19 protein-coding genes are annotated in these 23,329 nt (G+C 39.8%); 15 read left to right on the forward strand and 4 right to left on the reverse strand.

Annotated features, from left to right (window positions below):
* Positions 1-62: 62 nt before the first annotated feature.
* On the forward strand, positions 63-1,241 hold the full coding sequence (locus LP316_RS13040) for a sensor histidine kinase (RefSeq protein ID WP_226960747.1): 1,179 nt from the start codon (positions 63-65) through the stop codon (positions 1,239-1,241).
* A gap of 16 nt (positions 1,242-1,257) precedes the next feature.
* The gene (locus LP316_RS13045; RefSeq protein WP_193021583.1) at positions 1,258-2,055 is read left to right on the forward strand and encodes a LytR/AlgR family response regulator transcription factor; all 798 of its coding nucleotides are present in this window, start codon (positions 1,258-1,260) and stop codon (positions 2,053-2,055) included.
* Between the two features lie 85 nt (positions 2,056-2,140).
* On the opposite strand, the gene LP316_RS13050 is transcribed toward LP316_RS13045, so the two are convergent.
* A complete protein-coding gene (locus LP316_RS13050) occupies positions 2,141-2,515 on the reverse strand; it encodes a hypothetical protein (RefSeq protein WP_193021584.1) in 375 nt (124 codons plus the stop codon).
* A 36-nt stretch (positions 2,516-2,551) separates the two neighbouring features.
* Positions 2,552-5,779, reverse strand: a complete 3,228-nt coding sequence (locus LP316_RS13055) for a winged helix-turn-helix domain-containing protein (RefSeq protein ID WP_193021585.1) — start codon at positions 5,777-5,779, stop codon at positions 2,552-2,554.
* A 338-nt stretch (positions 5,780-6,117) separates the two neighbouring features.
* On the opposite strand from LP316_RS13055, the gene LP316_RS13060 reads away from it, so the two are divergent.
* The 10 genes from LP316_RS13060 (at position 6,118) to LP316_RS13105 (ending at position 14,636) form a co-directional block, all read left to right on the forward strand.
* Positions 6,118-6,654, forward strand: coding sequence for a helix-turn-helix transcriptional regulator (locus tag LP316_RS13060; RefSeq protein WP_193021586.1), 537 nt, complete (start codon positions 6,118-6,120; stop codon positions 6,652-6,654).
* A gap of 138 nt (positions 6,655-6,792) precedes the next feature.
* Positions 6,793-7,320: a UpxY family transcription antiterminator gene (locus tag LP316_RS13065; protein ID WP_193021587.1), complete on the forward strand. Its 528-nt coding sequence runs from the start codon at positions 6,793-6,795 to the stop codon at positions 7,318-7,320.
* Between the two features lie 20 nt (positions 7,321-7,340).
* Positions 7,341-8,003, forward strand: a complete 663-nt coding sequence (locus LP316_RS13070) for a hypothetical protein (RefSeq protein WP_193021588.1) — start codon at positions 7,341-7,343, stop codon at positions 8,001-8,003.
* 14 nt (positions 8,004-8,017) lie between these two features.
* A complete protein-coding gene (locus LP316_RS13075) occupies positions 8,018-8,614 on the forward strand; it encodes a DUF2589 domain-containing protein (RefSeq protein ID WP_193021589.1) in 597 nt (198 codons plus the stop codon).
* A gap of 33 nt (positions 8,615-8,647) precedes the next feature.
* Positions 8,648-9,286 (forward strand): DUF2589 domain-containing protein, encoded by a 639-nt coding sequence (locus LP316_RS13080; protein WP_193021590.1) that lies wholly within the window; start codon positions 8,648-8,650, stop codon positions 9,284-9,286.
* Between the two features lie 277 nt (positions 9,287-9,563).
* The gene (locus LP316_RS13085) at positions 9,564-10,208 is read left to right on the forward strand and encodes a DUF2589 domain-containing protein (protein WP_193021591.1); all 645 of its coding nucleotides are present in this window, start codon (positions 9,564-9,566) and stop codon (positions 10,206-10,208) included.
* A 316-nt stretch (positions 10,209-10,524) separates the two neighbouring features.
* The gene (locus LP316_RS13090; RefSeq protein WP_193021592.1) at positions 10,525-10,788 is read left to right on the forward strand and encodes a hypothetical protein; all 264 of its coding nucleotides are present in this window, start codon (positions 10,525-10,527) and stop codon (positions 10,786-10,788) included.
* A gap of 87 nt (positions 10,789-10,875) precedes the next feature.
* Positions 10,876-11,601 carry a hypothetical protein gene (locus LP316_RS13095; RefSeq protein ID WP_193021593.1) on the forward strand — a complete coding sequence of 242 codons (726 nt, stop codon included), beginning with the start codon at positions 10,876-10,878 and terminating at the stop codon, positions 11,599-11,601.
* Positions 11,602-11,606: 5 nt separating this feature from the next.
* Positions 11,607-13,229: a cache domain-containing protein gene (locus tag LP316_RS13100; RefSeq protein WP_193021594.1), complete on the forward strand. Its 1,623-nt coding sequence runs from the start codon at positions 11,607-11,609 to the stop codon at positions 13,227-13,229.
* 9 nt (positions 13,230-13,238) lie between these two features.
* Entirely contained in the window at positions 13,239-14,636 is a 1,398-nt protein-coding gene (locus LP316_RS13105) for a hypothetical protein (protein WP_193021595.1), read from the forward strand.
* Between the two features lie 72 nt (positions 14,637-14,708).
* Here LP316_RS13105 and LP316_RS13110 read toward each other — a convergent pair whose 3' ends face one another.
* The gene (locus LP316_RS13110) at positions 14,709-15,680 is read right to left on the reverse strand and encodes a choice-of-anchor A family protein (protein ID WP_193021596.1); all 972 of its coding nucleotides are present in this window, start codon (positions 15,678-15,680) and stop codon (positions 14,709-14,711) included.
* A 288-nt stretch (positions 15,681-15,968) separates the two neighbouring features.
* Here LP316_RS13110 and LP316_RS13115 point away from each other — a divergent pair, with 288 nt between their 5' ends.
* On the forward strand, positions 15,969-16,940 hold the full coding sequence (locus tag LP316_RS13115) for an ion transporter (protein ID WP_193021597.1): 972 nt from the start codon (positions 15,969-15,971) through the stop codon (positions 16,938-16,940).
* Between the two features lie 23 nt (positions 16,941-16,963).
* Here the strand turns inward: LP316_RS13115 and LP316_RS13120 are convergent, their stop codons facing one another.
* A complete protein-coding gene (locus LP316_RS13120; RefSeq protein WP_193021598.1) occupies positions 16,964-17,671 on the reverse strand; it encodes an adenylate cyclase in 708 nt (235 codons plus the stop codon).
* 188 nt (positions 17,672-17,859) lie between these two features.
* On the opposite strand from LP316_RS13120, the gene LP316_RS13125 reads away from it, so the two are divergent.
* Together LP316_RS13125 and LP316_RS13130 are read left to right on the forward strand one after the other, a co-directional pair.
* Positions 17,860-19,620, forward strand: coding sequence for an autotransporter assembly complex protein TamA (locus tag LP316_RS13125; protein WP_193021599.1), 1,761 nt, complete (start codon positions 17,860-17,862; stop codon positions 19,618-19,620).
* Positions 19,620-23,135, forward strand: coding sequence for a translocation/assembly module TamB domain-containing protein (locus tag LP316_RS13130; protein WP_193021600.1), 3,516 nt, complete (start codon positions 19,620-19,622; stop codon positions 23,133-23,135). The genes LP316_RS13125 and LP316_RS13130 overlap by 1 nt, the downstream gene beginning before the upstream one ends.
* Positions 23,136-23,329 lie beyond the last annotated feature (194 nt).

Below are 23,329 nucleotides of genomic sequence, written 5' to 3' on the forward strand. Positions count from 1 at the left end.
GACCACGCAGCGTAGGCACGCTAGGTTTTTTCGCTACAATCAATGACTGGGTAGGTAAGTACGTGAGAAATAGCAGAGCAATGCAAAAAGTCGAACACAATGTGGCAATGCTACTGCGAGAAACATTAGGGCAAGCGCCAGAGAAAATGTTCTGGTACTGTCAATTTGGTTTTTGGGTGTTTATTTGCCTTGTCTCCTTCGCATTAAATCTGTGGTTTCAACAGTATGATCCTTCTTATTATCTGCACAATATTTTGCAGTCGGTGATCGGCCTATTGCTATCAATCTTGCTACAAAAATCCTTTATTCACATCTGGTATCGCAGTAATCGATTTCGTATTAGCGTTGGTTTTGTCCTGATTATTATTATTTCACTCGTCTGGACGCTAGCCCGGATGATACTGTTTAATGTACTGACCCACGAAGAAGATATTTGGTGGAATTTTGGTGGCTGGTATTTTAGTGGCATATTTATTTACCTGTGCTGGACGGCGATGTTTCACGGTCTGATGTACTATCAACTATTACAACGAGAGCATCAAATTTTGATCGACTCGCAACATCAAATCCAAGAAGAATATGTTAAGCGCGTTGAGGCCCAAACGATTGCCAAAGAAGCACAATTAAAAATGTTGCGATACCAACTCAGCCCGCACTTTTTGTCGAACGCACTTAACTCCGTAAATGCTTTGATAGAAATGGAGCAAGGACAGCTAGCACAGCGCACCGTTGTCAATTTAAGTAAGTTTTTACGCTACTTGCTTGATTATGACCCCGATTCTCGCGTCACTGTAGAGCAAGAAATTAGCGCATTAATGCTGTATCTCGATATTGAAAAGGTGCGCTTTGGTGAGCGTTTATCTATTGAGTTAACCATAGATGATCAAGCAGAGCATGGCTTGATCCCAAGTTTGCTATTCCAACCACTGGTTGAAAACTCGATCAAGCATGCGATATCTAAAAGTGAAGATGGCGGCACGATTTTTATATCGGTTATCAAATCTGACAGCTCATTGGTTATTGAGCTATCCGATATGTGCACCGACATTGATCAACAACACAGTACTAGCCAAGAAAAGCAAAACCGCAGTATTGGTATGGATAACACGCGCTCGAGGTTAGAAACTATTTATCCAAATCGATACAGTCTGACCTTCGACGCCAGTGAAGGGAGTTTTAAAACCTGTATTGTGATTCCTTTTGAATTAGCGCCACCCACTAAAATGAGTAACACAGGATAAATCAAGGGGCATTAACATGGTGACTTTGCGGACAATTATTGTTGATGATGAGCCTTTGGCACTGGGTTTAATGAAATCAAAACTCAGTAAATTCGACAGTATAGAGGTCGTTGCTGAGTGCAAAAACGGTCGTGAAGCGATCTCGGCAATTTTAGAGCTCGAGCCCGATTTAGTATTTTTAGATATTGATATGCCAAAAATAAATGGCTTTGACGTTATTCACAAAACTCAGCCAGAACTAACACCTATGGTTGTTTTTGCCACGGCCTATGAGCAATATGCGCTCGATGCCTTCAAGGTCAATGCCGTTGATTACATTTTAAAGCCACTTGATGATGAACTGGTCACTCGAGCGGTAAAACGCGCTGAACAACGCTTTAACCAACATGACAAATCCACAGAAAAATCAAACCTTATCAGTGCGATAGAAGCTATACGACATCATCAACACACCGCCCAAGACGACAAGAAAATCGTCGTAAAAGACGGTGATCAAATTACTATTGTCAAACAAGAAGATCTCAAATGGGTTGATGCCGCCGGTGATTATTGCTGCCTGCATGCTAACGGCCAAACGCATATCAAACGGATATCGCTAACCGAGTTATTGTCCGAGCTAGACCCTAATCATTTTAAACGCGTGCATCGTTCAACTATTATAAATTTGAATTTCATTAACAAAGTTCAATCGTTACCCAAAGGCGAGTTTTTTGTTGAACTCGGTAGCCATGAGCGAGTAAAAGTGAGTCGTACCTATAAAGACGCAATCAGAGATTTCTTGCAGCTCAATCCACATACCAAAAGTGACGTTTAACTAACATCTGTCAACACCTCAACTATATTGGTTAAAAAGCTAAGACAGATATCGACAACTTATCTGCCTTAGCTCCCCCTTGTTTCTATGGATCTATTTCCCCTTTATTTCTAATTTGCGGATCACAAACCACTTGCTGTCCAGTGTGTTTATTAACTGCGATAATGATAAAGTTGTAGTCTTCAGGATCTTTCTCATTGTCTTTATCTATAATCGTCACTGATTTATGACTGATTTTGTCAACCTTAACGACATCTTGATCACCTGGGATTAGGCATTGTTTTATCTCAAACCCCTGCTCTGTATTTTTTGATAAATCAATTTTAAATTTGGTTGCTTGATTAATAATAAAACCAACGGCTTTAATCACAGCGCCATTATCTAATACCGCGTAGTATTGATAGCCGTAACTTAAATCGGGCTTCTTATAGATAGATAGTTGTAACTCTATTTGATTCATTTTTATACTTGCTCCTTCAAATTTATCCGCACCTTGTCAGTTTCTCGTTGTTGTCCTTACAAGGTAATCATTTACTCGGTAATCAGATGCTTCTAAACGATTTAACCAATTCAGATTAGCCTCTTGATTTCCTAGCTGTTTAATCATAGTTGAATATAAAAATATCGCGTTAAGATCGTATGGATTATCAGTGAGTTGGCTTGTCAAAATATCAAGAGAGCTCTTCATCTCACTAGACATATGCGCGGGATCACTGCCTGAGTTAGTGAGAATTTTCACTTTTGTAGCTACAAGATAGGCGAATAGCTCAATATCTCGTTGTTGATTTAAGTATTGCTGAAACAAACTGAATGCTTGTTCTATTGAGCGCTGAGCACTAAATTTTTGTGCCAGAATATCCATTATTTGAGCATGTAAAATCAAGCGATAAACACTACTTTTGTCCGTTTTGAAATTGGCCTTTTCTTGTTTTTTTAATTGGCCAATTAATGTTTCCGTTTGTTCCAATTGAACCAATGCTTGATCGAGTTTTTCTTGACTGATAAATATTTTTGCATGCAATAAATACGACCAAATTAAATCATTAATATAGATATTATTGTCAGCATCGTTAATTATGAGTTCAGTGAGGTATTGCTGAGTATTTAAAGTATAAGCTAAAGCCTCAGCACTATCCCCGAGATTAAACTCGTGCATAGCGATACGATGGGAAATATCAGACATATACTCAAGTGCCGCTTTATCATCTGTCTCTTGATATATTTGCTTAACCTGTTTAAGCGCTTGACCAAGCAAGTCAGAAGCACTTGCCAACTTACCTTGCTTTGCCATGATATTACTTTGCCACGAGCGGGTATCAGCAATATCCAACACTAAGGCGTAACTTTGTGGCATGGACTGCAATAGTTTTAGTTTTATCTCGTAAGAAGACTGATAATACGATTGCGCTAACATAAAATCATTCACCTGCTCGGCAACAGCACCTAAGTTGTTCAGTGCATATGATTTCTCTAATAACCAATCGCTACTTTCAGTCAAGTCGTAAAGCTTTTGGGTGTATTCGAGGTAAACCGTAAAGTAATTTCTCGCAAGCTCGTAATCAGGCTCGATGTATGCAATATAACCAAGCCAATAATTTGCCAACATATATTGTTCAAGTACTCTTGCATCATTAACTTGTAAGACCTCATTTTCTAAAATCGTCAGTGTTTTGCTAAAGTACTGTTTTGCTGCTTGGTAATTGTGCTTGCTAATATCAACCTGTCCCAAAATATGTAAAGCCGAAATCCAACGGTATAAATTATCTCCAGTCAGCTCATGCTGAGCGTGAAGTTTAAAATATTCAAGCGTATTTTGAGCAACCATATCAAGCAACTCGAGTTTTCCAATGGGCTCTAACTTTTCTTTTAAATCAACCAAAATGAAGGAAATTAAACTTTCTGCACTTTGCTGTGTCTCTTTTAGCTCGTTATTTCTTTGCAATAGCGTCGTCGTTAAGCCAATCAGCCCGAGAAAACACACGAAAAAACCTGCAATTACGGTGTGTTTTATCCTAGATTGGCTATTTAATTTTTTTGAGGAAGCATGAAGGAAAGACTGCTCCTCGTCACTTGGGCAAATATTTTTATTGGTTATGGTGTTGTTAAATTGTTTTAATTTATTCGTCGATAATAGTAAATACTGTTCATCTTGCCCGTGATTTAGCCATCTTTGAGTCAATAAATTTAGATCGTGTTTTATATATAAATTAGCAATGTGCTTTTTAAGCCACTTAACGATTACCTGCCAATCGGTTAGCAAACGTTCATCAGATAAATAGACGTAGCCCTTATCTTCTTCTTTACCGTATCGCAACAAACCAATGTCGATACACTTGTTAATTACAGCTATCGATGATGCATTATCACCATTTGCCAACGCCCAGCTATATATCACACTTACCACTGTCCCATCGTGGTTTAAGCTAACTAATTGATAGAGTAATTGATAAAAAGTTTCTTTATCGCTATCTGGAAAAAGACTGAATTTTTGATCTAGTTGCGAGATGAAGTAACCCGTTAAGCCAGCAAATGACAAATAGGATTGACAAGTTATTTGGTTATCTTGTTTTGCCAAATAAAGATGTGCAAGTAAGCCTTGTAAGTAATATATCGGTACTGGATTTAACTGGATTTGTTGAATGATCAAACTATCAACTTGTTCTCTGGAGTGATCATCAAGTAGATAGGTAATACCAGCTAAGCTCATTGGCTTTTGAATAATATTAATCAATTCAGTTGAGCTAAATTCAGGTAACTCTACTGCCATGCTCGGTTTCGTTGATGGTAAAAGATGTCTCAGCCTTGGCAAAGCGCGCTCATCATTTGCTGTGATCAAAATGCAAGTGGTAGAGCACAATAATTGTTCAAGCAGGTTGCTAAAGCTTAGAATGAGCGTTGGGTGAGTGTTAATATCACGATCAGCCCACAATGCCTCTATGTGGTCAATCACCACAACACATGGTTTATCAGTGCTATAACGGTTTGTATTAAAACGAATTTGTTTACCTTTGTCTAACTTATCAAGTAGTTGGATGTCACTATAAATCTCATCAAAAAGTCCTACCTCATTCAATTGGCAGAGCAATGGTAAAAGTGGTGATGGCTCAGTCAACGCCTGTTTGATATCGCATACCACCAATGGCTTCAAATCCTCGCTTAACCATCCAATATTCACCAATAAAGGTAAAACACCAGCATGAATAAACGATGTTTTACCACAATTAGCTAATGCAGAAATTGACAACCAAAGTGATTGATTAGCTGTAAACTGCTCCAAGTGGTTGTGAACTTGTTTTATGATTTGTTCACGACCAAAAAAAACGTCTTTAAATTTATAGCTGTACGGACTATCTCCAGGGTAAGGGTTACCTTGTAGCCAAGGCGTTAGCTGCTTATCCGTCACCTCTAAGCCGCGAACACTGCCAATAAAGCAATATCCTTTTTTAGGGATCGTTTTGATAAACTTAGGTGATTTAGCGTCATCATTGAGGAGTTTTCTTATTTGAGCAACACATTTGTGAATCGGACTATCACCAATAAATTGATTTTCCCAACAGTTTTCAGCAAGCTGTTGGTTAGTTACAACGTTTCCACTATTCGTGCACAGGTAAATCAATACCTCTATCACTTTAGGCTGAACAGCAACTATGCGTCCATCGATTGATATTTGATTAGTCGTTGGCTCGACATAATAATCTTCAATAAAAAATGGCTTTATAATCATATTTTTTGCAGGGGTACTGTTCAAAGGTTTATTCCAACTTGTCTGATTTTTTAAGTGCGTTAGTTGATAGCACATATGCCAACAAACAAAGCGTTTTGACTATACACCAGCAAAAAATCCAAGCATAAAAGCAAATTATTCAACTGATTAGTAACCTTAGTCCATAAAAAAATACTTCGCTTACCTATTGAAATCAAACGTTTTTTGCTTTTGGTAAGATTTTGGTAAGAAGATGTTATATCCAAGTTAGGCAATAACTAACATCTCCACATAGAGTTTGACCACTGTTAACTCAGTTCATCGTGTGCAACAAAATTAATGAATAACGGGGTGTAAAAATGGATAACTTACACACAAAAGTGGTTTTATTATCGGCAGGAGTTTCTTCTGCGCCACCATTAGCTTGTATTGAATTATTGCAAGCAAATGGCTTTGAAGTAGAAGTATGGCAAACACTTAATAGTCCAGCCAAGCTCAAATATAAACACTCAGCTAATGCGCCTTCTGCATTATCAAAAGAGCTGCGACTTGTTGAAAAAACCTGTGATTACCTCAATGATAAATTGTGTGACAAACACGGTCTCGATCAACTCGCATACAACGTTGGCTCGAATAGAAGCCAATTAGCATCGTCTTTTAAACGAATCCTTGGCTTAGGTGTATTTGAATGGTTACGGGCTAAGCGAATGGAAAAAGCGAAACACCTATTAATTCACTCAGACTTTACAATTCAAGAAATCGGTTTTGAAGTTGGCTACGAAAACAGTGCAAACTTTTCGAGCGCCTTTAAAAAGCACTTTGGCATTTCACCGAAACAACAAAGGATCAATATAGGTGTTGAAATACTTACGCCTTCAAAAGAATTACTTACGTAATCAAAAGTGTAGTTAATTTTACTCGATATAATTTATCCAATACCCATTTGCAGTTCATAGATGGCAACAATGCTCAGGATGTCGCTCTTTAGTTCTCTGGACTAAAATGGCGGAGCTTACCCGAAAAGGAATCAAGTTATGACTGTACCTTCAGCGCAACAGTGGTATGCAATTTATACACAAAGTAACAGTGAAAACACATTAAACCGTCAAATTATTCACTACAGTGAACAACACCAGCTTGGTTATCAAACATTTTTCCCTGTTTATCAAGAAATTAAACATTGGGCAGACCGCACCAAGAAAATTGAACGACCACTCTTTAGAAATTACCTGTTTGTAAAACACGACTTAAACGGTTTTCGTCATATAAAACGTTTTAAAGGCTTTTTGTGCTACGTTTGCTTGGGCTCTGCACCAACCGTTATTTCTGATGATCAAATGAGCCTGATAAAAATTTTATCTGAGCGTCAAGCAAAAGCTCTCGGACAGACAAAAAAGCTTAAACACGGCCAGCGTATAGAAGTCGTTAAAGGTGTATTCAAAGGCTATAAAGGTGTACTTCTAGAAAGTGTCAAAGAACGCTTTTTAGCCATTGAGATAACAAGCCTCGCCATGCACATGACCGTCAAGCTCCCGGTAAATGACGTCATCGTTCAATACTAACTGATTGAGGAAATTTGATTATGAGCTTTTTGTCAGCAATTTGGTCAAGATTCACCTTTCAAAGCAAAAGCGCTAAAAGCCGAGTGCCCGATATTAAGTTTTCATCACTTATCGAGTCAATTCAACAAGATTTATTGAGCGCAAATGAATCACTCGAAGGTGTTGGCTTTAAATATATTGAAAAGTTTTTCGACAAACCCCTAGCACCAAGTCTAGCACTTGATATTACTGAACAGCTTGACGATATCAACGACCTAATCTCAATGGATGATAAACCTGCCTGCATTGAAAAGATAACAGCATTAAAACAGCGAGTTCATATGAATGAGCAGTCAAATGAGCAACCCTACAGGCCCAAAATGACATCATTTGAGATCCCGACACTAATCGACGGCAAATGGGTAAGTACCAAAGTATCAGTACCACTAATTGCCTTAGCGCCATTACCTATGCCCAAAATTACAGGTTGCACCTTATCTTCACCTATCACAAATATAACGAAAAAAGGTGACGACATTTACTTGAATATATCGCCAACAACTACCGGTAAAACAGCAGAAAACGAGCAAAGCCAATTAACTATTTCGATCACCCCAGAATATCAAACAACGCAATTAAACGAATTGATAACCCAGTATAAAAATCAATTTTATGCTCGGATAAAAAACAATTCGGCTGAATAAAAGGAAGCCATATCATGATAAAGTTTCAAGCCCTTATGCACGCTGTACATCAGAGTATTCACAGCGCAGCACAAGCAGTCGAACAAGCGGGTATCAAACACCTTGATAAATTTTTTGATAAAATTGTCGATGAAGACAGCCAAGCTAAAGAAGAACTATCACAACAGCTAAGTGAGGCAATAAACCAAGGTGATAAAGCAAAAGCCAATGAATTATTGCACCAAATAGGAGAGTTACCAGAAGATCCTGATTTAGCAAATGAGGGCGGTGCAACTTATCGTCCGAAAATGGTCGCTATGGCATTTCCTAGCCAAGGTAAAGACGGCGTCGACTCAACGATTGTCAACGTCCCCTTGATCACGCTCTGTCCAATTAGTAGTCCGAGAATTCAAGACGTTAAATTTACAGCCGATCTTGAAGTTACAACTGACAACAATGACGAGCTCATTGTTGCGTTTAAAGCGCCTCAAGTGAGCGGTGAACATATTGTCACCAAGGACACCACTAACACCCATATCGAAATATCTCTCGTTGGTCATGAACCACCTGAAGGGTTGCAAAAAATCGTTGAAGGCTATGAAAAAGCCTTAAGAGCTCAAATTCCAGGATAAACATAACCGGGTACTCTACTCAGGAGAAAAAAAATGGCGACTCCAAATAAACTGGTATCTATGGCCAAACAATTTAGTGGCCTACCGATGAAAGAGCTCATAGGTGCTCCGTTGGTCGCAGCGTCTGAAGCAAATAACATGATGGCTATGTCACAAACCAAATTTCTACTAGAAACTTGCTTTGAATTAATCCAACTAGAAGATCGAGAGATTCACAAACCCATCATGATAAACATGACCGTTGCTCGTCCTGTAATAAATGCCGATGGCAGCCATGCTGACGTCATAGAAACAGACTTTAATTTACCATTACTCACGATTATCCCAATTAATTCACTAGCAGTGGATGAGTTGAAATTCTCCTTTGAAATGGAAGTAAAAAGCTCATACAGCGCACAGGATACTGCCAATAAAAGTCATGATAAAAACCAAGAAAACGGTATTAGTAAAACGCTCAACAAAGGTGCGATATCAGCAGAGCTAACCGGTGCTGTTGCCTCGACCGATAAATCTGCAAGCAATGAACAATCAAACTACAAAAAGTCCAACGCGGCGAAATACGAAATAAATGCCCACGCTGGACCGTTGCCATTGCCAGTTGGGATCACAACGATTATAGAAACCTATTCGCAGGCAATTGCACCTATTCAAGTCAAAGGCGATAGGCAATAAGAAATGTAGATTAATCTATATTAGCCATTCCAATTTTGTTATCGAGCACCGGTATTAATCAAGCTCGGTAACAAACTAAACCGACATAGCCTCGCATAAATACTTGGCTACTTGTCACCACGTTGGCGACACGACCTAGTTGTGCGCCGCCCCCTGTAAATTCCATAGAAATAAAAGACGGATTCTTTTGAATTATCTAGGGACAAACCTGATAAGAAGGAAGCTTAGGTAGTACTTTCTGATTATTGAACATCAAACCTTCAATGAGGAAAAGACAATGCCAGATCAAGATCGCGCTTTAGTCTCTATGGCACAGCAATTTAGCGGACTGCCAATCAAATCGCTTATTAGCGCTCCATTAATTGCCGGTGCTGAAGCAAACGCCAAAATGGCCATTACCCAAACGCAGTTTTTACTGAGTACCTGCTTTGATATTACTGAAGGAGAAGGCGGCTCTGATTATAAACCCATCATGATCAACATGACCTTAACTCGCTCAGTTGTTAAAGCCGATGGTACTGCTGGAACCCCAGTAGAAACCAAGTTTGATTTGCCGTTATTAACGATTATGCCCTTGAACTCGTTAGCGGTAGACAATATCGATGTTAATTTTGAAATGGAAGTAAAAAGCTCATTTTCAAATGACAAGGAAACCTCGTCGGAAGTCGAGAAAGCTGCAGAAGGTAGCTTTAGCGCCAAAGCTGGCTGGGGTTGCTTCTCGGTAGAAGTAAGTGGTTCGGTATCAGCATCGAGTAGAGACACATCATCGGAGAAATCCCATTATGAAAAATCCAACTCAGCAAAATACACCATCAATGCTCATGCTGGTCAGTTGCCATTGCCAGAAGGGGTTACCACGATTATCCAAGCGTTCTCACAAAATATTGCCCCCATCCAATTAAAAGCTGAGAGCAATGGTTAACTTTTTAATTTAAGCATTAAAGCTCGGCTTTAATGTCGAGCTTTTTAAGGAGATATCATGAAAGATTACAGTGAAATTCAATGCCCTTGTTGCGGCTCCAAAATTTACCTTCAACCCAAGTTACTTCTACAAGGCGGAAGCTTTAATTGCTCAAACAAACGGTGTGACGCTGCAGTTTCACTGAGTCGCTCAAGCTATCAAGTAACTTACCACGCAATGAATGAATTCGAGAAACTACAACCACAACGTATGTAAATAATTTTTCGTTAGAGCGAATTACTTCGCTTGTGCATTCAACTTATTAAGGAGTTCTATTATGGCACTTTTTAAAACTGCTCAAATCACCAGCAATGGTGTAAAAATTGGCAATAACAATATTGATAAAGCCGAAGCTGGCCGTCGCATCAAACAAGGAAAAGATGTTTGGGGGTCAAAGTCAAATGCCCACACACTTGCTGAATCGCTTTGTGACGGCCAAGGTTCAATGAGGCACGCTCCTCATGTTTTAGGTGGCTATCGTCATTACCACGATGAGAACCACACTTACAACGGCCATATCTTTTATGGCTCTCCACAGTAGTTATTGTGGGTAAGGCTGCAGCTTCGCTAGCCAAGAAAGCTTGCTAGCGAAGCTCTGTCACCACAAGCTTGCTTCTAAGGAACTCGCATGATGCCGCACAAAACAACAACTGTGATCTATTTTATCTTCTTAGTAGTGCTTACAGGCCTCACTTTCAAAAGTATTATAAATTACCAAGAACAACGTGCTGCAATCTACACTAAATATGAGCAAAGCCTACATAGTAAATCGATGAAAGCAGCCACATTGCTCGATAAACTCATCAACCAATTAAAAGTCGCGACAGATCAAAAAGCCGAAGCTATATCTCTGGCTTTAACTCAAACACCACAGGACTTACTTGCCCAACAAGTACTCAAGTGGACCAAACAACATTCGACCGTCTCAGCTCACTGCAATAATCAACAAGCGCTAATGTCTTGCCAACTTGAAAAACAAACTAAGATAGATGAAGTCAAACTCTCTTTTTATGACAGTGATAGCCATTATTCAATCTTACCCTATGGCAGTGCATTGGCATTTAAAGATATAACGCTAAATGGTTTAGCATTGAAAGACATCACAATCTATTGCAAACAAGGAAATTGTGAAAAATTTGACCACAAAGATTATATAAAACGCGAGCTCGCCACAACATCACCAAGCTCTCCAAATATTAACAGCTCAAAAACTTGCGCTCACCGTATTCCAGAACAAACCATTCCTAACCTTCACAAATATATCGGTAAAACGGAGTGGTTCCACGTCCCAATAAATAACCAACTCAATGATACGGGTTACTGGTCCCCCCTTATTACGACCCTCAGGGCATGACCTATATGATTACCTACTCCGCCCCGATAACCCTTTGTTCAACAAGTAAATGCGAGGTTATCGGTGTATTAACCATAGATATTTCAATAAACCAATTAGAGCGCTATGCAGAAGGTTTAATTAGTAACTCGGATGGGTTTCCCGCTATTACCTACGCTAATGGTTTATATATTTACCACCCTGACAAAAGTTATGTGAAGAACAAACTCACTCTACTAGATGTCGCCAGAAACAAGTGTGACTTTGATCGTGTTATTGCCAGTCAAGACGCAAAATTAGGCCAGTCGCGCACACTTAACCACATCAGTAAAACGACTGGAGAAAATTCTTGGTATATGATTCACGCGTTTAGCCAGTTAGGCTGGTCGATGCAAAATACTTTTTACCAAAGTACGGCGCTAGAAGAATCTGAAGTAAGCTTTTTAAGACAACAAATTATCATTATTTTAAGTTTGATAATTACTAGCATTGCTTTTCTTTTGTTGTTTATTTTACAGCTCACTAAGTGGCAAGCAACAACACTTTGGCTGGCCACGGCTTTGTTTTCAAGCATAATAATACTGTTTATTGGTGTTATTTGGGGCTTAGCGCTAAATAACACCAAACCCAAAAACAGTGAAGATACACCAATCACATCAAGTCAGACAATTGAGCAGTCAGTTACCAAATACAAGCAAGTCAACCTAAAGGCGAACGATATTGAAGTGATACCAACCGGTATTCAGATTGATACCATGGAGTTAAAAGATTCTCATAAAGTTGATATTGGCGGCATGATTTGGCAACGCTTTCCGATTCGGCATTGCGACTCTGACTTATTACACAAAACGTATATCACGGAAAATAAATATGGTGTGATGTTCAAAAATTCGCAAGACGTTAAAATGCTTTTGCACGATGCTCAGATCAATTGCAACGACAAGTATTACCTCGTCACTTGGCAATTCGACGCGAGTGTATTTTACGAATTCAACTACAGTCGTTTTCCTCTAGAGATAGAGTATATTGATATTCACTTAACGGCCAAAAAAGACGACTTATCTTATATCTTGGTACCAGACATTGCATCGTATAAGTTTGGCTCTAATAGAAAAATAGGCTTAGACAAAAATTTGTTCATCGCCGGTTGGAAAATTTTTAGGGCCTACTTTGCTCTCTCTCCAGCGAGCGATCATGGAACTACCTTTGGCAAAAAGCAAAATTTTGACAACCATAAATTTGACGAATTGCATCTAAAAGTTGGTGTAAAACGGGTTTTTCTCGATGCCTTTATTTCAAATTTAACCCCACTTATTGTTGTCGCGATTATTCTATTTTCAATCACTTTACTACCCAAAGATATTGATATCAGTCGAATTCTTGGATTGTGTGTATCGATGTTTCTAGTTGTCGTTTTCTCCCACTTAGCAATTAGGCGCAATATCGCTGCAGGTGAGTTGTTTTACTTGGAGTACTTTTATTTTGCTATATACGGCTTACTGATCCTCGTGCCAGTTGATGCCTTTAGAGTCGCACTTAATATCCCGAGTAAAACATTGTCCTATCAAAACGGCATTCTATACAAAGCACTTTATTGGCCAACTTTACTGCTGGCTATTTATCTCATCACCGTTAAAGAGTTTTACTAGGAGGGTAAAATGAACACCTTAACACTTGGACAAAAAAGCAAAATAATAGCGACGTACACCCTACCAGTTATTCTTGCTTGGCTGTTTTTGGTTACCAACCTAAATGAACGATTTACTATCATTGCTCAAGAGCTAAAGCCTTCTTGTGCAGCACTGTATCGACATGGCCAATACAAGATCGGTCAATGTGATAACTACATAAACGAAAAACAACCGACGATAAAACAACAAGGTAATCTGGAAGATCTTCAACAATACGATGAAAAAATTCTCCAGTATTGGCAGCGCTTAATCGACAGTGAACACATTGATACCGCTGCGCTAAAGCGAGTCAAGACTAGTTCTCAAAGCCTTTTTCATTGGGAGATTAAACGAGAAACAAAAGCAATTATTGATGTTTGTAATCAATATCAAGACCCTAAGGTATGTGAAATTGCTAGTATCTACATTGATGTCGACCAAAAACTGTTTAACATTTTTATCTTTAATATTACGACGGTTTTTATCATGGTTTTACTGCCATTTCTTATGATGGCAGAGTTTCTAGCGAAGTCACAACGTATTCATTTATCGTATGAGAGAAGAAAATATGCCAGTACCAATAACTGGTGGTTAAAACTTATTCTCGGCGGCATCATGGTAATTGGTTGGGTATATATCATAAACCCTTTAGGTAGAGGGGCTAGCACTTATTACCAGTTTTTTATTTCTGCTGGCATGATCACTGAAAATACCTTACCTATTTTCATCAAAGTAGAGAGAATTTCACCGGTTGTTGCGGGTTTCTTTGGTTGGTATTTACACCTGATCGGTTACATTTTTACTAAAGTGATTCATCACGATGTTATCAGCGGTCGAGTTTACAACCTGCTGTTTAAAAAATTCATTGTTGTCTATGGGTTGTCATTGATTCTGCCAACGACTGGTATAATTGAGAATGGAGCTGCTTATACGTTGTTTACCTTTCTTATCGGGCTATTCCCTTTGACCACAATGAGTATGTTATTTGAGGCAGCGTCTAAACTAGGTATGCAAAGCAACAAAGCCACTGGCAACTTATCCATATTACCCGGAATCTCTCGTTGGCAAATATTAAGATTAGAAGAAGAAGGTGTCGACAGTATGGCTTCTTTAGCGAATATTCGTCGCCAAACCATTGACGAAAATTTACAATTTATTAGGCGCTTAACCTACTTTTGGGTCGATATTGCCCAACTCTATACAATTGTTGGCGATGAGGGTTACAAGGTGTTAAAAGAGCATTGCCAAACGGCCAGTGAATTTATCAAGCAAAGTGAGAACACCGAATTTTGTCACCGCGTGGATCAGCTAGAAGGTGTCAGTAATGCAGATGAAATTGCGCGGTTGCTAAAATCTACTTTCCCACCGTCGTCAGCCAATGGCTAGCGCAGTTTTTTTTCACTATTTAACAGAAGGATTAAAAACTTGATCACTAATAACAATGGCTTTAACGTTAGCTTAAACTCTGTCTTCATTAACAGTGTTAATTGCTATTTTTTTTCGAGCAAATAACAAAAACGCTAAACTTACTATCCAAATTAACAGTGTCTGCGGTTCACTCACCTCAACCTGCGTTGACGGTTCAATATATTCCACATTAGTAAATAAATCGTAATTAATTTGAGTCGGTGAAAGTGCTGACCAAGAGTTAGCAATAATTTGTCCTTTTACTTCACCCGCACTGGCAAAAATATCAGCACCGGGAGCAAAAATTGATGCGTGGACACTACTGTTCAGGTTGATAGTCGTTGCGTCAACAAAATGAAGTAGTACGTCGCTATCGACAATATTCCAATTAACAATATTGCCAACGTTGTAATCAAGGTCGCCAAAAATATTGATCACCACTTGTTGACCATTGGTGTTATTGCTAAAAGCTATCTCGTTAATTCCCTGTAGTTCACTAGCTTGAATATTGAAAACCTGTAAAGCTTGGCCAGCATTCGTATCGGCTTGAAACTCAACTCTCGAAGCCCATGGATTGGAGAAACTTCCTGTTGGTTCAATCAGTCCTAAGGCTTGTGATAAAGCGTTATATTCGGCGAACATTTGCTCAAAGTCGATACTCGGTGAATCAACTTCGACAAACTGACCGTTTAAGCTACCGTTGGTATCATTGTCGTCATTCAATAACTGACCTGAATATTCAACCACACCTTGAACGTGTAGGTTTTTATTTGGCTGAGTTTTAATAATGTTACCAGCCACAACCTGAAGGTTATCGACTTGATCATTAATCAAAGTCCCCAAGTTATATTGACCATTAACAATTAAATCACCACCGATAGCCGATCGTCCTTGGGTGTCACTCGATGTCACTTCAAAGTTCTCTCGAACAACAAGGTTGTATTCACCCAAGTCGATTATGCCAGCCTGACTTACTGAACTCATTCCAAGAAAAACCACTAATACAACACGCCACCAAGCCATGCTAACTCCTACAACAACATCTAAAAGCAGCCGATGAATCAATAAAATATCAACCCAATTTTTAACTACATTTAACAACTGGTCGGACTTTAACCAAAAGTGACAACGCTGTCAATCATTATCTTGATCAAAAATCAACCAACACTAAAGCCCGTTGATCAAATAAAACTAGTTAAATCCCTGATAAAAATCGTGTAATGTAAGCAAATAATCAGGTATGACATATAGTTAACCTGAGCTCAGGTTAATTAAACGTCCAGCATTGCAGAAAAAGGTCAATTTCACGCCGTGTCCGAAAAACAGTCAATCAAACAAAAAGCTTACGAATTATTAGAAACCGGCTTTGAGGGATCATTAGCCAACAAATTGCTTAGTGGTTTTATTGTGTTGCTGATCCTAAGTAATGTTATTGCTGTTGTTATTGAGTCTTATGGGCCAATTGGGCAAAAATACCAAAAAGAGTTCTATTACTTTAATGTGGTGTCGGTCGCTATTTTCACCCTTGAATACTTTGCTCGTATCTGGGTTTGCACTCAATCGCCAGCGCTTGATGAATCAAAACCTATTAGATCAAGATTAAAATACCTCGTTAGCCCAGTCGCTATTATCGACTTATTGGCCATCGCCCCTTTTTATCTATCGTTTATTTTCCCAATAGATTTACGCTATCTACGCATGCTTCGGATGTTGCGTTTACTCAAGCTTACCCACTACTTTCGAGGGTTAAATTTATTTATTGATGTCTTGAAAAAAGAGTTACCAACGATTGGTGCGGCAGTCTTTATCATGGCGGTACTGGTTATTTTGTCCGGCAGTATCATGTATGGAGTCGAACACTCAGCTCAACCCAAGGTATTTGACAGTATTCCAAGTGCGATTTGGTGGTCAGTTGTTACCATGACAACCGTAGGTTATGGCGATGTTACCCCGATTACCTTTTTAGGTAAATTTATCGCAATGTTTATCATGCTGCTAGGCGTGGGTGTTGTTGCCTTGCCTGCTGCTATGTTGGCAGCTAAGTTTGGTGAAGAGCTCAGTTTACGAAAACGACAACTTGAGCGTAAAGTTGAATCTGCAGTAAAAGATGGCGGTGTCTCTAAATCAGATAGGGTCTACTTAAATAATTTAGCCGCTGAGCTCAATATATCCCAAGATGTGGTCAATAAACTGATCAAATCCTTCGACGTTGAGCAGGCTGTAACAAGCCATTGCCCGCATTGTAAAAAACCGATAAACAGCGATTCTCCTACCAACGAATAAAATATTTTTAAAGCGATTAGTCATTATCGATTAACCATCGATAGACTCAACTCCACAAATGGCTGAAATTTGCTAAGCATTAAAATAGTTAAGTGGCTAGCGACCACAATCAAACATGCATAAAGCCACACAATATGTGCTTTGCCATAAAATTTAATATCGTGAAATGCCACAACACCTATTACCAACAATTGACAAGCTCTTTGTGCCCAAGGAAAGTAATCCATCAATAGCGGATATGGTAAAAACCTTCCCAATGCTGGTTCTAATAAAATAATAGTGGAAAATAACATCAGACGTCGATGCAAATGTGTATTCTTTCTCGCAATAATCGCCCACAGTACAACTAAAAAAAATGAGGAGATATTTATAACGCCGAGAGCTAAAAAGTAGCTTGGTTCAAAAATTGGTGGAACACGATTTAACAACAGCGAATTAATCGTTGCGTTCACGCCTAGAACAAACATGAGAATAACAAGGACACCACCGAAGCGCCCTAATTTCCGATGTAAGTCAATGCTATTGCTTAGTGCGAGATGGTTTTGTACGACAAACAATATTAACCAACTCACCGACACTATGCCGTGAAGGTGCAACCATAGGGGGGCATTTGTGTAATCAGCAATTCCTCTTAATGCATGTAAAGCAAAGCAAGCTATGATAAACACAGATAAAACAATCGAGAATCGATAGAAAAACAGCTGATCCTTTAAGTAGTGAGTGCTAAACATGTGTTTAGTCCCGCAGTATTTCCTGAGCACAAGTATAGACCATTTAGCCGTATTTACTTTCATCAATAAGTTTTGCCGAAAGGACACTCAAACCAGATAAAACACTACCAATTAACTGTCAGATAAGTTATTTTCATGCTTGAAAACACTTACCTGAGCCCAACCAGCTTAGCTTATTAATATTTAAGATGACTTTGACCAGATATTTTGCCGCATTCGTCGCAATTTGCGTGATTTCTGTATGTTGCCCAACGGCTTACGGGCAAAATTTACGTGTTGTGCTAATTGGCACAGACAAACAACAATCGGCAAATATTCTTGCTCATCTGGGCAAACTGCCTGAAACACCAGCGCATCGAAACAACTTTATCTTTAATACCGAAAAAGCAGCCACCAAAGCAATGGCCGCGATAGGCTATTATCAACCAACAATTAATACGGCAGTGGATCGCAAACAAGAGCCATGGGTGATGACGCTAACAATTGAGCCTGGCCCAGCAACGCTTTGGCATAACATAGCTATAGACGTAATCGGCGAAGCATCACAACTGAGTGAGTTTAATAATCTTGGTGCAGAAATGGGGATTGTACCTGGTAAGCGAATGCAACATGACCAATACGAAAAAGTCAAAACCACTTTAATCAATCGGGCCATCCAACGAGGTTTTTTTGATGGTCAGTTGAGCTTAGCCCGCCTTGAAGTCGATCGCACCAACAACCTCGCCAATGTCCTCATTAGTTACCACAGCGGTCGCCGCTATGTTTTGGGGGATGTCAGCTTTACCGGCACAACACTGCAGCCAGAACTACTCGAACAATTGATCCCATTTGAGCCTAACACACCCTATGATCAAGAACATATCAGCCGCCTCAATAGTGAATTGATTCAAACTGAATATTTCTCATCAATCAAGGTTTATCCAGCAATTGAACAGCGCAATGAGTATGAAGTTCCGGTAAATATCGAGCTATCTCCCACTCACAGCCATAATGTGACTTTAGGTCTTGGTTATACGACCAACACGAAAGAACGAGCAAGTGTGACATGGCATACACCACAAATTAATAAGTACGGCCACTCACAAAAAACCAAAATTGAGTATTCTAAAGTTAACCCGTACGCTCGTTTTCTTTACGAAATACCATTAAGCCACCCAACTAAAGACTTTCTCCAGTTGCAATTGGGACTCGAGAGTAATGATTACGCCGATATATCAAGTAATATGCAACACGCGCAGATTGGCCACGTTCACAATATTCAAGGTTGGGTCGCACAGTACTATTTTCGCTACCTAGCGGAAAGTTGGGATATATTATCAGATCCTCGCAATAGTAAATTTTTACTGCCTGGGCTTAGCCTAGCTAAGACAAAACGACGCGGCAAAGTTACCGATCCCGAAAGCGGTCTGCGCCAGCTTTATCAAATTGAAGCCGGTTTTGACGATTTTATGTCGGATTCAAACATTGTTCGCGCTCGTGCCCGCTTTACTTGGGTGGAGCGTTTTTGGCAGGATCATCGCTTAGTCATTCGAGGCGACTTGGGCGCGAGTTATTTCGATGATAAATTATTAGATGATGTGCCGCCGTCTCTAAGGTTTTATGCTGGTGGTGATGGCAGTATCAGAGGTTTTAGCTACCAATCACTTGGCCCGTCGATTTCTTATACCGACGACAACGGCATTGAGCAAGAGATCACTGTCGGCGGGCGCTACCTATCTGTTGGTAGTATCGAGCATCAATATTACTTAAATGATGAATGGCGCGTAAACCTATTTACTGATTTTGGTAGTGCGTACGATCATATCGATGATTTAAAACTTTCTTATTCGGTAGGAACAGGTATTCACTGGCTCTCTTTAATTGGCCCGATAAAATTAGAACTCGCACGCTCAATAAGTGAGCAGCAACCTGGCTGGCGGATACACATAAACATTGGAGCCGAATTATAATGTTAGTTCGCCTTACTGGTTGGTCGCTAGGTATAGTCGTTATTATTACAATCTTATTGGTTGTATTAACGACAACATCTGTAGGAGCAAGACTGGCCCTCAAGCTTGTCGATAGTTTTGTGCCACAAGTTGAACTTGAGTACCAATCAGGCCAACTCAACGACAAAATAGCGCTCAACTACTTAAGGATAAACCATGAATCTGCAGATCTAGTGCTGAAAAACATCATGATTGATTGGGAGCCTATTTTTGGCGGTATAGGCCAACTAAGAATCAAGTCACTGCAAATCAGCCACCTAGCCTTAATTCGCCATAGTACTGAAACAGCAAACGATCAAAGTTCGTCAAGCTTTACGTTACCCGTTGAGCCAATCAACCCTATTTCATTGCCTTTTAACTTAAAGGTAGACAGTGTAAAAGTCGCTAATGCAAGTATAAAAGACAATGCGTTTAGTCAGCAGTTTGTTAATATTGAACTCTCTGCACAGTGGCTTTTTAGTCAACTAAACATAGAAAAGTTAAAGCTAGAACACCCTCAATATGGTGAAGTAGCGCTACACGGCTCAGCCAAATTAGCACAGTTTGTTCCGCTGTCTATCAGCGCCCAAATAAAGCCCAAACACCTGCCGGGTTATCGTCAATTAAAAGGCACAAATTGGCTTATCAATGTCAATGGCGATTTAACAGCCCTAACCCTCGCAGCCAAAGAAAGCACTAACATCGGCTGGCAACTAGATGGCAATATCAAGCTAAATTCGGCGAGTTTGCCTTTTGAGCTAACGTTAGATGCGCCACACATGTTGCTACCAGACAACACGCAACTGCCGTTTGATTATCGCTTATTAACGGCTAACGTTGTTGGTGATGTCAACAAACAAGTATTTGACGTTTCAGCATATTTAGATGCCAAGATTGACGAAATACCTTATACCACTCATGTTGAAGTAAGTGGCTCACATGTTGATCAAATACTCGAGCTGACCAGCTTTTATGCCAGACAAAGTCAGCAAAATGGTACATTAGCTGGCAATGGTCGAATAAGTTTTGCAGGCTCCATCGATTGGCAAATAACGGCCGAGCTCGATAACTTGCACTTACCGGCTTATAAACAAATGAGCAATGCCATAGCAAATGGCCAGATACAAAGCCAAGGCTATTATCACAGTGACAGTTTGGCGATCAACTTTCCGCTAGTGAACTTATCGGGCAGTTATCAAGGCGAGCCAGTCAAATTAGCCGGTGACCTATCAATTGCGCATCAACTAGCACAAAATCAATGGTCAGGTGTATCAGAACAACTGAACATAGCACTGTCGGGGTTAAACGCTCAATTGCATGGAAAAATTGATCAACAGTGGCAAGTGCAGGGCCAAATAAGTATCGATAAATTGAGTAAATGGCTACCAGAGATAGCTGGCTCTCTCGACGCCCAACTTACTTTAGAAGGAGCTTATGACTCGCCGACATTGACTGCCGAAACCATCTTTCAAAATGTTAGCTTGAGCGATATAAAGATCCCGTCAGGGCAATTAAAAGCTCAATATCAACCTGCGTTAGCTCACAACCATAATGTTGAGTTACTGGTGCCTTCATTATTATTTAACGAATATAACATCAACAATTTAAGCATCTTGCAAACAGGCGATCTTAGTGAACATACACTGACACTCGAAAGTAGCGGCGATGTTATGGCAAGTTTAACCCTTAATGGTGCACTTGACGACGCGCTAAACCAATGGCGTGGCACACTAAAACAGACCTCATTACAAAGCGTCATTGGCAACTGGCAATTAACGGCGCCAATGACGCTAGCAGCCAATATTTCTGAGCAAAAACTAACCCTGGGCAGCCACTGCTGGCAAGCTAAAGCAAGTAAAATTTGTTTACCTAAGCCTGCCACACTAGCAAAAGCAGGTCAGCTTAATATGACGGTTTTACTATCAACAGATGAGCTAGCAGCACCATTTTTACGCAAAGATTACACCTTGGTCGGCGACATGCAAGGCGAGTTAGATCTCGCCTGGTCAGCGCAGGAAAAACCAGCGGCTAATTTATCGTTATCATCAGCAGATATGGTATTTACATTTCCCAATTTGCTCGAGGAAACCAGTGATAGCTTCCAAATTACGACATTCACGCTCAATGCAAGTAGCGACACTAACAAAGGTCAGTTTGCGCTTAATTTAGCAACTAAAAGAAACACGCAATTAAATGCCGACGTTCAACTAGAGCATAGCTCGGGCAAATTATCCGGCCACCTTGATATCGGCAACGCTCAATTGGCTCATTTTGTTTCGATGTTCACTGAAGTTCAACAACTCGAAGGACAAATCAATGGTCATTTAACCCTTAGTGGCGAGTTAAAAAAACCAGAAGTTCACGGCAAATTAAGCTTAGAACAAGGGAAAATGTTGTTGTTTGCCAACCCTACGCCGATTGAAAACCTTAACCTTCAAGCCTTGTTTAGTGGACAACAGGCAGAAATGCGTAGCGCCTTTGATGTCGGTAAAGGTACTGCTGCTGCCAATGCCGATATCAACTGGTCGATGGAGCCCGAAATCACTGGTCAATTGATGGGCGAAAACCTTTTGTTCTTATTGCCCCCTGAATCTGATTTAGAGTTATCACCTAATTTACAATTTACATTAAAAAACAATCAGCCGACCCTTCAAGGGGTAATCGACGTACCACGAGCTAATTTGGTGATCAGAGCCCTGCCACCAAATACCATTGAACTCAGTGACGATCAGGTGTTTATCGATTCAAAAACTCCCACACCACTCAAAAATGGCAGTAAACTAGCACCGCTAAAAACCAACATCCAAGTAAACCTTGGTAACAGCATTAATTTCAATGCGCTTGGTATGACAGGCACATTGGCAGGTAATATTGAATTATTAAAATCAGACAATCGTCCAACCGAATTATATGGCCCGTTAAACCTAGTATCCGGCGAATACAAAGCCTACGGTCAAAGACTTAAGATTCAACCTAACAGTGTGATTAACTTCAGTGGCCCTGTAGATAATGCCAATTTAAATATCCGCGCGGCAAGGGAAATAAAGTTAGATGATGTTATCGCCGGCCTAAATGTAACAGGCACGATAGCCCAACCACTGATAAAAATTTACTCCGACCCGGTGATGGAGGAGCAAGAAGCACTGTCTTATATTATTCGCGGTAAAGGGTTACATGCCGATCAAAGTAATCAATCGGTTACCACCGCAACCTCTATTGGCTCTGCTACCCTGTCAGTATTAGGCGTAACGGATATGGTCGAAGAGCTAACAGGGATCCGTCAGCTTGAAATTGATACCTACGGTGAAGGGGACGATACTCAGGTTACCGTCAGCGGTATGGTCACTGACCACATCTATTTAAAGTACGGCATCGGTGTTTACCAACCGCTCAATGAAATTACCATGCGTTTATACTTAATTCAGCAATCATGGTTAGAAACCGTGTCTGGCTTGAATAACTCAATAGATATTTACTACTCCTTTTACATCGATTAAGTCGAGTGCTTGATTGGAGAGCATAGTACGTCTTGATGTAAAAAAATGTACTCTTCCTTAACATTATGTACGTGCGCTTTTAATTGCTTATTTTTCGAGCTATAAGTAACCCTAATGAGTGCATCTTGTAAACGAAAGCGCTTTTTAGTTAAGTAGGTGTTTATATTTATGTCACCATGGGTTTCAGAGATTAG

Source organism: Thalassotalea sp. LPB0316, assembly GCF_014898095.1.
Lineage (GTDB): Bacteria > Pseudomonadota > Gammaproteobacteria > Enterobacterales > Alteromonadaceae > Thalassotalea_G.